The sequence below is a fragment of the Microcoleus vaginatus FACHB-2002 genome (assembly GCF_040004035.1).
Classification (GTDB): Bacteria; Cyanobacteriota; Cyanobacteriia; order Cyanobacteriales; family Microcoleaceae; genus Microcoleus; species Microcoleus vaginatus_C.
In genome coordinates this window covers 41,010-54,495 of record NZ_JAMPLN010000039.1, presented here as the reverse complement: position 1 = coordinate 54,495, position 13,486 = coordinate 41,010, and the positions used below count along the sequence as shown (strand labels likewise).

General features: G+C 44.5%; 15 protein-coding genes. 5 read left to right on the top strand and 10 right to left on the bottom strand.

Annotation, left to right across the window (positions count from 1 at the left end):
- Positions 1 to 12 precede the first annotated feature (12 nt).
- The 3 genes from NDI35_RS24730 to NDI35_RS24720 form a co-directional block, all read right to left on the bottom strand.
- The gene (locus NDI35_RS24730) at positions 13 to 207 is read right to left on the bottom strand and encodes a hypothetical protein (RefSeq protein WP_445315024.1); all 195 of its coding nucleotides are present in this window, start codon (positions 205 to 207) and stop codon (positions 13 to 15) included.
- Between the two features lie 591 nt (positions 208 to 798).
- Positions 799 to 2,901, bottom strand: a complete 2,103-nt coding sequence (locus NDI35_RS24725) for a M3 family metallopeptidase (RefSeq protein WP_445315023.1) — start codon at positions 2,899 to 2,901, stop codon at positions 799 to 801.
- 164 nt (positions 2,902 to 3,065) lie between these two features.
- Complete coding sequence (locus tag NDI35_RS24720) at positions 3,066 to 3,902, bottom strand: hypothetical protein (protein ID WP_445315022.1); 837 nt, start codon at positions 3,900 to 3,902, stop codon at positions 3,066 to 3,068.
- A gap of 450 nt (positions 3,903 to 4,352) precedes the next feature.
- On the opposite strand from NDI35_RS24720, the gene NDI35_RS24715 reads away from it, so the two are divergent.
- A complete protein-coding gene (locus NDI35_RS24715) occupies positions 4,353 to 4,487 on the top strand; it encodes a hypothetical protein (protein WP_445315021.1) in 135 nt (44 codons plus the stop codon).
- 213 nt (positions 4,488 to 4,700) lie between these two features.
- On the opposite strand, the gene NDI35_RS24710 is transcribed toward NDI35_RS24715, so the two are convergent.
- The 3 genes from NDI35_RS24710 to NDI35_RS24700 form a co-directional block, all read right to left on the bottom strand.
- Positions 4,701 to 5,135 carry a hypothetical protein gene (locus tag NDI35_RS24710; protein ID WP_445315020.1) on the bottom strand — a complete coding sequence of 145 codons (435 nt, stop codon included), beginning with the start codon at positions 5,133 to 5,135 and terminating at the stop codon, positions 4,701 to 4,703.
- A complete protein-coding gene (locus tag NDI35_RS24705) occupies positions 5,116 to 5,592 on the bottom strand; it encodes a Panacea domain-containing protein (protein WP_445315019.1) in 477 nt (158 codons plus the stop codon). Before NDI35_RS24705 ends, NDI35_RS24710 begins: the two co-directional genes overlap by 20 nt.
- 338 nt (positions 5,593 to 5,930) lie before the next feature.
- Positions 5,931 to 7,307, bottom strand: coding sequence for a helix-turn-helix domain-containing protein (locus tag NDI35_RS24700; protein ID WP_445315018.1), 1,377 nt, complete (start codon positions 7,305 to 7,307; stop codon positions 5,931 to 5,933).
- 190 nt (positions 7,308 to 7,497) lie between these two features.
- Between NDI35_RS24700 and NDI35_RS24695 the strand changes: the two genes are divergently transcribed.
- The 4 genes from NDI35_RS24695 (at position 7,498) to NDI35_RS24680 (ending at position 9,078) form a co-directional block, all read left to right on the top strand.
- Positions 7,498 to 7,938 (top strand): RDD family protein, encoded by a 441-nt coding sequence (locus tag NDI35_RS24695; RefSeq protein ID WP_445315017.1) that lies wholly within the window; start codon positions 7,498 to 7,500, stop codon positions 7,936 to 7,938.
- A 112-nt stretch (positions 7,939 to 8,050) separates the two neighbouring features.
- On the top strand, positions 8,051 to 8,260 hold the full coding sequence (locus NDI35_RS24690; RefSeq protein WP_445315016.1) for a hypothetical protein: 210 nt from the start codon (positions 8,051 to 8,053) through the stop codon (positions 8,258 to 8,260).
- A gap of 20 nt (positions 8,261 to 8,280) precedes the next feature.
- Entirely contained in the window at positions 8,281 to 8,637 is a 357-nt protein-coding gene (locus NDI35_RS24685) for a hypothetical protein (protein WP_445315015.1), read from the top strand.
- A gap of 12 nt (positions 8,638 to 8,649) precedes the next feature.
- The gene (locus tag NDI35_RS24680) at positions 8,650 to 9,078 is read left to right on the top strand and encodes a type II toxin-antitoxin system VapC family toxin (protein ID WP_445315014.1); all 429 of its coding nucleotides are present in this window, start codon (positions 8,650 to 8,652) and stop codon (positions 9,076 to 9,078) included.
- 25 nt (positions 9,079 to 9,103) lie between these two features.
- On the opposite strand, the gene NDI35_RS24675 is transcribed toward NDI35_RS24680, so the two are convergent.
- The 4 genes from NDI35_RS24675 to NDI35_RS24660 all read right to left on the bottom strand — a co-directional run bounded on the left by NDI35_RS24675 (position 9,104) and on the right by NDI35_RS24660 (position 13,426).
- A complete protein-coding gene (locus NDI35_RS24675) occupies positions 9,104 to 9,397 on the bottom strand; it encodes a TIGR03792 family protein (protein ID WP_333071228.1) in 294 nt (97 codons plus the stop codon).
- Positions 9,398 to 9,423: 26 nt separating this feature from the next.
- Entirely contained in the window at positions 9,424 to 11,634 is a 2,211-nt protein-coding gene (locus NDI35_RS24670; protein WP_445315013.1) for a PAS domain S-box protein, read from the bottom strand.
- A 423-nt stretch (positions 11,635 to 12,057) separates the two neighbouring features.
- The gene (locus tag NDI35_RS24665) at positions 12,058 to 12,243 is read right to left on the bottom strand and encodes a hypothetical protein (protein WP_445315012.1); all 186 of its coding nucleotides are present in this window, start codon (positions 12,241 to 12,243) and stop codon (positions 12,058 to 12,060) included.
- Positions 12,218 to 13,426, bottom strand: coding sequence for an AAA family ATPase (locus NDI35_RS24660; protein WP_445315011.1), 1,209 nt, complete (start codon positions 13,424 to 13,426; stop codon positions 12,218 to 12,220). Before NDI35_RS24660 ends, NDI35_RS24665 begins: the two co-directional genes overlap by 26 nt.
- Between the last annotated feature and the right edge of the window lie 60 nt (positions 13,427 to 13,486).

Sequence of the window (13,486 nt, the reverse complement as noted above, 5' to 3'; positions counted from 1 at the left end):
ACCCATTTGTCGCTACGAGCGACCGATGATCGGTACGAGCGACCGATGATCGGTACGAGCGACTGATTGTCGGTACGAGCGACTGATTGTCGGTACGAGCGACTGATTGTCGGTACGAGCGACTGATTGTCGGCTCAATCGCCTGATTGTCGGTATGATCGAATCAATGACGTGGCGATCGACCGTCCTCACTCTTTTAAGATACAAGGGGCGGGCTTCGCTAACGCACTTTAGGCCCGATTTTTTACCAAAAGATTGGAGATGATGTGCAAAACTACAGATTTTTATTGCATGATGTTCTACAATAAAATAAGTTTGTAGGGAAAATTTTAGTTTTATTAATACCAATAAAAAAATGTGGCTACAATTATCAATTTTATAACAAATCTGAAAACTTAGAGAGTCTCGCGCCGGACACGGCAGTGCCGTTTCCCTACAGATGGTCGCAGGATTATATGTTGCAATAATTGTGGGAATTAGTATAAAAATCTAAACACTTTAGTTTTACTACAAACATTTTGAATTCAGCAAAAGTTAGGCAGAAAGGGGTTTTACGCATGAGATGACTTCCGGTAGAATTGGAATGATTAAACCGCAGAGGACACAGAGAACACAGAGTCAGAGAACAGAGAGATGAATAATTCCCATCCTACCTGATGTGATATAAATTATAGCGGTAAGACTTCATGCACACCGCACCCTACACATACAGGATATGCGTAAATTTTGGTTAACAAAAAACCGGGATTAATGCAGATAAATTTACCCGCATTAATCCCGAGTTATTCCACACTTAAATTAAGCAGCAACTAAACCGCTGTGTCTCAACAAAGCTTTAGTGCTCGGTTCGCGTCCCCGGAAAGTTTTAAACACTTCCATCGGGTGCAAACTGCCGCCCAATCCTAACACTGTATCTCGGAAGCGCTTACCTGTAGAGGCGATCGCACTTTCATCTTCCAAACCCGCTTCCTCAAACGCCGCAAAAGCATCAGCGCTGAGCACTTCCGCCCATTTATAACTGTAATACCCCGCCGCATAGCCGCCTGCAAAAATGTGTCCGAAAGCGCACAAAAATGCGTCTTCTTCCAGAGGAGGCAAAACTGTCGTAGTTTTAGCGATGCGGTTGCGGACATCGGCAACAGTTTCGCTGCCGCCCGATCGATAGCGGTGGTGCAATTCAATGTCAACGCTGCTAAAATGTACTTGCCTGAGCATGACGCTGCCGCTCATGTAGTGGCGCGCTGCTAGCAGTTTTTGGTAGTAGTGTTCCGGCAAAGTTTCCCCGCTTTCGTAATGCTTTGCCATCCCGAACAAAGTCGCGCGATCGTAACACCAATTTTCCATAAATTGACTGGGCAATTCCACCGCATCCCACTCAACATTATTGATGCCCGAAGCCCCCGGATAGTCTACTGTTGTCAGCATATGCTGCAAACCGTGACCGAATTCGTGAAACAAAGTTTCGACTTCCAAGAAAGTCATTAAACTCGGTTTGCCGTCAACCGGAGGACTTTGGTTGCACACCAAATAAGCCACCGGCAACCGCGTAGTTGTTTTTCCCGCTTCGACAAATTTAGCGCGCACCACGCACTCGTCCATCCAAGCACCGCCGCGCTTTTCCTCGGGGCGGCTGTAGGGGTCTAAATAGAAATTGGCGATCGTATTTCCTGCTTCATCATCTATTTGGAAATAGCGCACATCTTTGTGCCACACAGGAGTTTGACCGTCCGCCGCAGTTACTGTCACGCCGAACAGCCGCTTTACTAATCCAAATAAACCCTCTAATACCTGTGGCAAAGCAAAATAAGGCCGCAATTCTTCGGCACTAAAAGCAAACTTTTCTTCCCTGCGCCGTTCCGACCAAAAACCTACATCCCAGTGCTTCAAATCTCCAGCTTCCGCCGCGCCTTTTTCGGCTGCAAAATCTTTCAATTCTTCCAAATCTTTGATAGCAGCATCATAACTAGCCTGGCGCAATTCTTCTAACAAAGCTTCCACTGCTGCAACGTCGGGAGCCATTTTGCTCGCCAAGCTCAATTCGGCATAACTGCTAAACCCGAGCAAAGCAGCTTTTTCCTGGCGCAAAGCTAAAATGCGATCGGTCAACGGCCAGTTATTCAATTCTCCGCTACTTGCTCTGCCGATAAAAGCTTTGTACAACTTTTCGCGCAAATCGCGGCGGGTGCTGTGCTGCATGAAAGGGCCGTAACTCGGAAAGTCTAAAGTAATCCGCCAAGGGCCGTTTTCGGCATCCGCATTTTCTTCGCCGGCGCTGCGAGCGGCTTGAGCTGCTAAACTCAACAAACTCGGCGGCAAACCGTCAATTTCGTCTTTGTTTGTGAGGGTGATGCTGAATGCTTTGGTAGCGTCGAGGACGTGATTAGAAAATTGGGTAGTAATTTCCGCCAATTCTAATTGAATGGCATTAAAACGCTCTTTTTGCTCGCCTTCTAAACCGACGCCGGAGAGTTGGGCGTCTCGGAGAGCGGCTTCGACAATTCGCTTTTGAGCTGACTCTAAGCTGTCCCAATTTTCGCTAGCCCGCAGCGCTTTAAAAGCTTCATAAAGCGGTTTGCTTTGACTGAGCTTGCTCCAAAATTTTACTACTTCCGGCTGCACTGTTTCGTGAGCCGATCGCAGTTCCGGGCTATTTTTCACGCCCATCAAATGTCCGACAATGCTCCAGCTCCAATTTAAACGCTCTCCGAGTCGCTGCAATGGTTCTACTAAGCCGCTCCAAGTCGGCTCTACAGACGATTCTAAGTCAGCTAGCGAGGCTTCTAGTTCGGTCAGCAGTTGGGTAACAGCCGGGACTACGTGTTCTGGTTCGATCGCGTCAAATGGAGGCAATCCTTGACCGATTAGTAACGGGTTATCAGCAATAGTTACGGTTGCAGTCATTTAATTTTCTTGTAACAGGTTGAAAACAGGTGAACTAGACAGATTAGCTTTTCATTTTGTAACACAGTTGTCGAAAAATTTGGACTCGATCGGGCGTGAGTCGCAGAATCTCTGAGTCGAAAAATCTTCCTTCTGACTGATGACTAATGATTGCTTGCTAATGACTAATGACTACTCTCTTGGATGTGCTGCAACTCCTTGACAACCGAGATTAAGCGCTTGAGGTGAGGTTTGACAACTTCTTGCTGCTCGTGTTCCAAACGGTGGATTTGAGCTTGGACGATAGACAAATCCGCCGTTGATTGGTGCGCGGGAGCTTGCAGTTGGCTTTGCAAATTGGCCATGACTTTCTGGATTTCCAAAAATCGAGTATTTACTACTTCCCAGTCGTCTCGGGTGATAGAAGTTTCTGTCAAGCCTTGCGTCGCACTTTGCAGTTGCTCTATAGCCTGTTCCACAGCTTGGAGATTCGCCCGTTGATCGACCGATAAATCTTGCAGTTGTTCGCTCACCTGCTGGCGGACATCGAGCACAGCAGACGCCACGATTTCTTGCAAAGAAGCTACCGACTCTCCTAAACTCAGCAACTGCCGCTGAATGTCGAGAGAATCCTCAAAGCCCTCCGCCCTAGGCATTGCCGCCATTTGCTGGCGCAGCGCTGCAATATCTGCAGACAACTGCCTGCGTAATTTAACTATTACCGTCACGGCCGTTTTTTCGACTTTATTGACAGACTTTTGGACTTGGGCCATTTCCGAATTGTGATGCACCCGCACTTGCTGCTCGAAGCGATATCGGTTAGCAACATTCAGCGACAAAGCCAAAGTTAGGGGAGCCACCCCGTAAAAAGCTTGACCCGACACTGCCACCGCCAGGGAACCCACACCAGAGGCCGCCAGAGAGGCGTACTCTGCCATCTCCAGCCAGTGCCTTTGAGGAAAACTTGGTCTCAAGTGGTTTGCAACAGAGGGTTTTGGCTTCCGCACGGCTCTTTGGGTCATAGTATTTGCTCGTTGTTGGTAAGGTTGCGAGATTGGGTGGAGCATCGATTTCTATCCTTTTTTCAGTTATATGTTTTAGATTATTTCTTGGCACTCTTCTATTTTTACCTTTGTGAGTAAGTTAAGGATGACTGCCATATTATTATGTATTTGGGAGCCTGTGGCGATCGCGCCCAATTCCGGATCTTAAAAGGTTCGCCCCAACGCGCCCTCTATTTTACAGGAGTTAGCGCAATCGAGTTCGGGTGATCGACAAAGCCGCTGCTGTGCCCAACCGAACAATGCCTAATACCATTTTAGATTTTAGATTTGAGATTAAAAGTTAAAAAATGCTACCTACTGAGGGCGATCGGGATTTGGAGCTTGTCTGGAGTTGCATTTTTGTTCGCCCATTGGTATAATCTACTCTTTCTGAATTGCCCCTCTCAAATTTACTGCAAAAATTGACCAATGAACTCAGAAAAACCCGGAATTGGCGATCGCCTAAAGTCTATTTTCAGTATCGCCACCTTTATCATTCTCGTACTAGGAGTAGGCTTTTTAAGCGTTAATTTTATTTTAGCTCTCTATGCAAAATTTTCTTAAAATTAGGACTTACGCATGGGGTTCATAAACCTATTTTTTTACATAAATACTTCGTCGCAGCCTGCAGATTAGGTGAAAAACCCGGTTTCTTTAGTCGGAGTGAGTCCCAGACTGTTTGAGATTCCCAACTCCTTCAAGAAGTCTCGAATCTTAAGCACGAGCTCATTTGTTTGAATTGCATTCTCCCTCTTCCTTCTTTCTGCGGCTATAATTTCAACTGTAAAGATTGTGGTCGGGGTCTAGCCAGACAATATAAAAAACATTTTCACTAAAAAATCCATGCACTCTGCCGTATTCATTAGCAGATATTTGAAACTGGTAGGGGATATTTACTAGCTCAGCTTCATTGGGAATGCCAAAGCCATTAGGTTCAGTAGTATTTTTCCAAACTATGCCATGACAGCGCAGGCTTTTACTTTGATTATTGATAATTTCTTGAGCGTTCAATTGTGACAAATCGCGCAGCCTTCTCAATAGAGATGCTAGATACTTAGCATCTCTGCCGCCTAGTGAAAACTTATCTTTATCATCCTGATAATACCTGAAAGAAAAACTAACTCCTTCCGGTATTTTTACATCGAGACGATTGATGCTAGATAAAGATTCCTGGCGGCGTATATCTGCTTTCTTAATTTTCTTCGATGACACGGCTTTTGTAAAATTCTCTCATTGATTCCTTGGTAATAATAGCATGAGAAGGTTCATCTTTTGGCAAATCACCTCTAGCATTAATCCAAGGATCTTCGCGGCGCACCATCAATTCTAACTCATAGGCATCGCAAAAGAAATATTCGTCGGATAACTCGTCTAAAAACTCTTGTACTTCTTTGGGAAACTCGGGTTTTTCGACTTCTTTCAGAATTGGCTTCCAGTCAAATTGTTCTTTGTATTCATAAAATAAAGCCGGGATAGTCGGCCCGTGCACCCAAGCTTCAAAATCTTCATCAAAAAGCGGTGTATCTTCAAAGGCTAAATACCATGCTTGGGCGTAGTACAAGAGTTTTTGTAGCTTGTGGTTGCTGAGATAGGAGCCTACATCATTCGCGAACCAGATGTAGTAATCAGCGAGTTTTGAGGCTGTTGTGACTGTAGTTATTGTGGTCATATAACTCGACTCAATAAGTTTTGTATTCTATGATAGCACAATCACCACTCTTTATGATGGGGCGGTTGAAACTGCTTCTTGTCAAACAAAGTCTGCCTCCGCAGACTAAGAAATAAAGGAGGTATTTAAGCCGGATTGGGTATAACTGAAATCTTACCCTCTGTCAAAAATTTGTTGGGGCGGGTTCACCAACAATAATTGGCTAAAACCCACAATCTCGCACCATTCTCAAGAAGGGGCTCTCCGGCCCGTTCCACAAAAGATGAATTTTATTGTGTCTGGAACAGGCCGGAAAGCCTGTTCCTAAAAGATTTATCGAGAATGGTGCGACATCTCCGTTACAACCCTTTGATATATTGCTTCAGTACAGGTGGCAAAGTGTAAAGACTTTCCTGTTTTTCGATCAAGCAGCGCCGCGATAGAGATTGCAATGCGTTTAGCAAATCTGATGATGATATGTGTCCGTTTTGTAGCAATTTCGCGAAGTTGACTGGCTGGTTTTCTGTCGCCAACAATGACATGACTTGTTTTTCGAGTTCGGAAGTGCGATCGTACTGCTGCTGTAAAATATCTTTTAAATCTTCGGGTAACAATATGGTATCATCTATTAATAACTCGGTCGCGCCGATTCCCAACTCTTGAATCAGAGTCGCCACGCTTTTTAACCAGAAGGGGTTGGCTTGGTAGCGGTGAATGAGTGCTTCGCAGTTGTCGATGTCTGTTAATCCTTTATCTCTGAGGATTTCCCCTGCGGCTGCGGTGTCTAAACCCGTGAGTTGTAAGGTACGAATGGGAGTATTTTCGCTTGTGAGTTGAGGAAGTTCTTTCGGTGGTTCCCAACCGATTAGCAGAAAGCAACTTTGATGGGATGAATTTTTTATCTGTTTGAATAGGGAGCGATATTCTTCGTATTTGGGTTTATACTTTCCTGCTAATTCACCGCTACAAAAAAGGTTGTGAACGTCATCTAAGACTACTAAACAGCGATGGTTTTGTAAATATTTAATTAGTGGTAAGCGTTTGTGATTTGTTGGGGATGAATCTGGGTTTTCTGACTGGGAAAAAAGCTGTGTTAGGTTAGATTGAAATTTATCTGTGGGGAATTCGTCTAGTGTGTACCAAACTGCGTACTCAAACTCGTCTTTGATTTGTTGTACGAGTTGTACTGCTAGGGATGTTTTGCCGATGCCGCTGATACCGGTGAGGGTGATGAGGCGGCAGTTTTGTTGTAGAATCCAGGTTGTGAGGGTGTTAAGAGAGGGGGTGCGATCGAAGAAATCGCCCAACTCCGGCATTTCACTTAAATCTTGATGTAGAGTTTTGGTTTGTTTTGAGTTAGATTTTTCGTCATTATCTGAGTTTGATATATCTGGCGGGTGTCTACCTTCTCCACAGATGTTAAAACTACCAGTGAGGTGTTGTTCGCTGACGTTTTGTGCAAAGTTTGAAACATTAGAGACTTGGAACCTCTCCATTGCGGATCTAAAATTAGTTTTACTAACATCTTCTCCCAACTCTTCTGAAAGTATCTGCCATAATTGCGAACCAACTTGCCTAACACTACTTTCAGAACAGTCAAAGTCTTTGGCTATGTGCTTGTATGTCTCGCGTTGTAGAGTTCCCCGGAGTATCGCTGCTTGTAAATCGTCAAGGTGCTCACCAGTTTTGGCAAATACTATCCCATCAGCCAGCTTTAACATTTCTTTAAGATTCATCGGTTCAAGAAAATTGAAATAGTTTATGTATTATTGATCACATTTTTGTACATTTTTGTACAAAAATATAGTAAAACCAGTGAAATCAGAGGAAAAATTTAGGCAAAATAGAACAGTTTTTTATTAAGAAAATTATGATTTATAAGAGCTATAGGAGAACTATAAAATAGTAGATTTAAGGATTTTAGAAATGCAGTATGCGAACATTGGAAAGCGCTCCTTGGCTTTTTTCCTTGACTTGATTATCTGGTTGGTCTTAACCTCAATCATCTATGGATTAGTAACCGGATTTTTTCCAGCTCTATTTCCAGCGCTATTTATAGACATTACGACCACCTCTACAGGAGCTAGCGATCAACTATTTTGGTTGATATTTATTATTGTGGGTTGGCCTTACCACTCGATAAATCATAGTTCTCCTAGACAGGCAACGCTCGGTAAAAGAGCTTTTGGACTTATTGTATCTGACTTAAATGAAAATAAAATTTCTTTTAGCAGAGCCAGGAGAAGGTATTTCTGTTTTGTGTTATTGACTGTATTAGTTCTAGTTGACTTTCTTTCAGTTCCTTTCACTGAGAATAGTCAGGCACTTCATGATTTGATTACTAGAACAGTAGTTATTAAAAAATAACTGTTTCCCAGGCGCCCTTTCTTTTTTCTGAGGAGAAATAGCCTACAATAGACATCTCCAAAAAAGATTCTGGAAGCCTTGCCCTATCTGGACAAAAACCTAATTTTGGGAGATGTCTAATAAAAGAGCGATCGCCCTTACTATTTTTTCAACCTGGAGCGATCGCCCTTTCCTGTTTCTGATGACCGATCGCCTTTCACGCATCAAGATCGATGGCCCTTCACACCAAATACCCAACACTGCGATGATTCTACGAAGTGCGATCGCCCCTCCCACCAAATACCAAATCGATGTCTGCGGTACAATAAAAGTAAACTCATAATTAATATTTCAAAAATTAACATGATCAACCTAGAATTACCGCAGTCCCATCCCTTGACCAACCTCAAGGTGACGCTGCTGCTAGAATCACTCACATCCGGGGAAGTTGTGGCATCTGTTAGAGAGTTTCCCGACTGTCAAGTGAAAGCAGAAACACGAGAAGCGGCGATCGCACAAATTCAAGCTACCTTTTTAGAACGCCTCAAAAATATTGAAGCAATTTCATGGAACGTGCCGATTCAGGCTTCAGAACCAACCTGGATGAAATTTGCAGGTGTCTTTAAAGACGATGCCGATTTTGTGGCAATTATGGAATCAATTCGCGCCGAACGAACCTCCGATGATGACTCAGAAGTCGATCCTTCTTATTACTTGTAGAGGTGGCTTTTTGTGTCTCGATATATTCTGGATACGGATTGCGTTTCACTGATTCTCTACAATCATCCCCATGTCACCGCTAACGCGACAAAGCATCAGGTTGCTGTCACTATTGTCACAGTTCAAGAACTCTTCAATGGCTGGGTTGGCAGGATTAACGATCCATCCCTGGTGCATAACCTACCTGGACTCTATTCTAAACTTTGGACCACTGTAAAATATCTCCAAACTATTGAGGTACTGGACTTTACACCGGAAGCTGATACCTGTCTCAAGAAACTGTTAAAAGATCACCCGCCCCTGCGGAAAAATCGCCTGCAAAAAGATATGCGGATTGCAGCCATTGCTTTATCCGTCGGTGCTACGGTGATCACTCGCAACCAACGAGACTTTTGTCAAGTTCCTGCACTCTTGATCGAAGATTGGACGCTTGATTCCTAACTCCTAACTAATGACTGCTGACTAACTAATGCAAAAACTTGCGAACTTGATATTCGCGACTTTCGGCGATCGCAATTTGCAAATCGCCCATTTTGGCATCCAACTCCTCGATTGTGCTTTGTGGTACAGACTTCCACTTCTCCCTAGTTTCCCAGCGAATCAACATCACCACCTCATTTTCCACAGGATCTACCCAAATTTCTTTGCCTAAAAAACCGTCCCAACTTTTTAGTCCCTCAGTCCAAACTTCCTGATCTCGCTGAATAAACTGCTCCCACTTTTCTTGAGGTACTTTAAATTTGAGCCACTCAATTACCATATTATTTCCTATTTGTAAATAGCTAATTAATCGTTGCCGATCGCAATTTTAATGATCAACTCCGTTCCCTCTCCGGGACGCGACACACAGTGCAACTTACCGCCGTGCTTTTCTACTACTAAATGCTGGGATATTGCTAGACCCAAACCAGTGCTCGTGTCTGGACATTTAGTGGTAAACAAAGGATCAAAGATGCAGTCGAGGACTTCTTCAGTCATGCCAGGACCATTGTCACTAATGGCGATCGCAACTTCGTTTTCCCCTACCACAGAAGTCCGAATCCGAATTTCGGGATTGAATACTTCAGAGCTCGACCTGCCTGAAGACAAGTAAGGCTGATTTTGCATTTTACCATACTTTTCGGCATTTCTCCCCCCTTCTTCCAAAGCGTCGATCGCATTTGTCAACAAGTGCATGAACACTTGGTTTAAGTGTCCCGCATAGCAGTGAACTCGCGGCAAATCCCCGTACTCTTTAACTAAAGAAATCCCCGGCCGTCCCCCTTTAGCTTGCAGGCGATTTTGCAATATCAGCAAAGTGCTGTCCAAACCTTCGTGGATATCAGCAGGCTTCATTTGGGCTTCGTCGGTACGCGAGAACAAGCGGAGCGATCGCACGACATCGCGAATCCTTTCCGAACCGACTTTCATTGAATTTAGCAGTTTTGGCAAGTCTTTTTTGATGAAGTCTAAGTCTAATTCTTCCATCAAATCTTGAATTTCCGGTGCGGGACGGGGATAATACTTTTGGTAAAGGTCGATCGCTCGCAGCAGTTCTTGAATGTAGCCGGTGGCGTGACTGACATTGCCGGAAATAAAACTAACTGGATTGTTAATTTCGTGCGCTATTCCTGCTACCAACTGCCCCAGGGATGACATCTTTTCTGTTTGAATCAGTTGAGTTTGAGCTCGCTGCAAAATTAACAGCGTCTCCTCTAATCTAGCCGCTTGTTGTCGCAGGCGTTCTTCGGATTCTTGCAAAGCTAAAAGAGACTGTTTGCTTTCTGTAATATCCAATCCCACAAATACCGCCGCCGTATTGTTATGGTATTTTTGAGCCACTATTAGATAAGTTTTATTTTCTCCTCTGATGCTCGCTGTTACTTCTTGAGATGTCTTCTTTTTATGGTTTGCAAAGAAATCGTATACTAAATCGTTAAATTTGGGACTTGTATCTAAAAAACCTACTTTTTGACCGATAAATAGTTCGGCAGGCATTTTGTAAGCGCTAGCTAAATGTCGATTTACTCCCAAGTAGCGCAAATCGGAACTTACCCAAGAAACTAATCCGGGCACGGCGTCCAACACGGCTTGAAGTTGCTCTTTCGCCTCTAAAAGCGCTGATTCTGCTATTTGGCGAGCGGAAATGTCGCGGGCGATCGCACAGCGGTATTCGCAGCCGCCGTATTCTAAATAATTGACTTTAACTTCGACGGAAAAACGGGCGCCGTCTTTGGTTTTGTAACTGGTTTCAAAAGTGAGGTTCGTTTGCTGCTTCAGTTGAGCCCAGTGTTCTCGCCAACCCGACGCTGGCAAGTGCGAATCGATGTCGCTAACCCTCATGTTTAGCAGTTCCGATTCCGAGTAGCCGAAAAGATGGCAAGCGGCTTTGTTCGCGTAGCAAATTTGACCGTCTGATGTACTAAAAAAGATTGTATCAGCAGCATTTTCGAGGGCAATTTGAGTTAGTTGTGGTATTGTTTCTAACTGCTTGCTTTTGACCTCGGACTGAAATTTATTAGAGCAATTAGTTTGAGCGGGACCCTCACCTATCTTAGATGCAAACAAAATCAAACCGCCGATCGCACCTTCGTTATTTGTCCAAGGCTGAAATACCCATCTTACCGACTCGCTGACAGAGCCGCTTGCGGTTTTTCCTGATACAGATGCGATCGATCGCCCTGCCACAAACTCGCTGTATTCCAAAACTCCCGTCAAACAAGCCTGGGCATTTTGCTCCCAATATTCCGGGAGATTCGGGAACAGTTCCCAATGAGATCGGCCGATCGCCTCGCCGTCGCCCAACCCGCAATCTGTTTCCCAGCGACGGGAAACCGACAGATAGCGCATTTCACAATCTACCATTGCCACGGCTTCGGCGGAGCGCTCCACAAACCGCCGAAATCGCTCTTTACTCTCCGACACGGCTGCCTCTGCGGGTTGTTGGGCGATAGGGACATTCCCGTCAACGTACCTTCCCAGTCCCTGACTTTTTTGCTGAACTGGCTTAGTTTGCACGGTTTGGGATTTCCTCCATAGCTGTCAAGTTTGAAAAACTCTGTTTGAGACCAAAAATGCTGTTTTCCCCTGATTTGCTCTCTCGGACAATACCCTTAGAGGGTATCACCCATCATTGATATCATTTTTGATGGGGATATGTCTATAGGCATTGCTATCAACTTAAGGCTAAAGGTAGTGCCCGCCTGCTGTTTGACCATTAGGCATAGATCACGCCGGCGCCCCCGGAATAGTCGGAGGAGACTGGAGTGATCTCTTGCCTGCCCCGACTATTCCGGGGCGCAACATGGCAGGGACACTAGGCAAAAAACGAGAGATACAAAGGGTTTTAGACGATTGGTGACACCAATGGTCTATAGGTACTCAAGAAAGTTTCCCCCACACTGTGAGAGTCAGAAAATTTCCTGATGATTGTTCGGTATTTTAGACAAGTTCCCAAAAGAATGCAACTGCCGGCCCGTGAGCCAAACCATGAGCTTCCTCAGTCATTCCCAATTCTTTAATTGCAAATCCCACATCGAACATGGTATGAGATCCTGTAGCCAGTGCGATCGCCAGATAGCTTGAGAATGCAAGAGAGCGCTCAAACAAATTTGTGCGTAAATTCACTGGTAAAATCCACTCTTCCTTTCCGTAACATTGCAGGATCTAATCTTTCAGTGGTGTTGCAAGTCATCAAAACTACGAGTTTTTGCTGAAATTGAATACCGTGTTCGTCAATGACGCTTTGATACAAAGTTCCATCCAGCAAACTCAAAATGTGTTCAGTTTTGTTAGTGCGTTGGGCTTCTGCGGTCGATCGATCTTGAGCCAAATTATCAGCCTCGTTGATAATAATACAAATCCGCTCTAAATAACTCGGCGGCACAAAATTTTCCACAGCATCGTGGTCTAAGATAAAAATCACATAACCCAGTGGCACTAAAATTTCCTTTGCTACCGCTTGCGTCCAAGCAGTTTTGCCCGTCCCCGGTTCGCCACTGACCAAAACAGCCAACTGATTTTGATCTAAAATTGCCTGCTGAACTGTATCGGTAAAACTTTGAACCTCCGCAGAAAACGTGCGAATTGGGAACTGGCTGTGAACCTGTCCGACGCGGCTTTTGTACCCGCCCAGAATCACCGCTAAATTATAAGTTGCCTTGCTAACGAGCGGCGCAATATCTTGGCAAATTAGAGTGTAGCAGCGTCTTCCCCTGTCGTAGCTGTCTATTTGCAGCCAGCAGCCGAATCGGGCCCAAGAAGCATAAACAGTACCCAAAACTTCTAAGCGTTCCCAGCTAACAAACCGCTCCGGGGGATAAGAAAAATGTCGCTCCATAAAAAACTGGGTAATCGCATCCGGTTTTCCCAGCAAATCGAGAACTTTAAAAACAGTAATCTCTTGGAGTTTGTTGAGCACGTAGTCGATGGGAATGCTAGCGCGGCTGACGAATTGCACCACAGGCGTTTCGGTAACTAAAACATCTTTGTAGCGGTAATCCGGGTAAACTGGCTGCGGAGTAATGTAATCCCAAAATTCATCAATTTCGTAGCGAGTATTTTCCGAGAATACATTTAAAATATTTGCCCACCAAGTATATTGGTGTCGTCCCATTGCGTCGGCAATGTCGCTAGCTGCCCCTAAAGTTTTTTGAGCTAGTTCTAAGGGATCGCTAGACGCTAAATGTACCAGGTGTTCCCAATCAAATTGACGGTAAAAAGGTCGCCAACCAGAGCCTAGCAGACCTCTATTTGGAGAATTGTTTTGATGAAAATTGTTTTCGCGATCGCCCATATCTTCCGCACTCATTTGGACAAACTCCTACTTACTCTTATTTTACAGTTTTTGTGGTACACATTCTACAAAAAA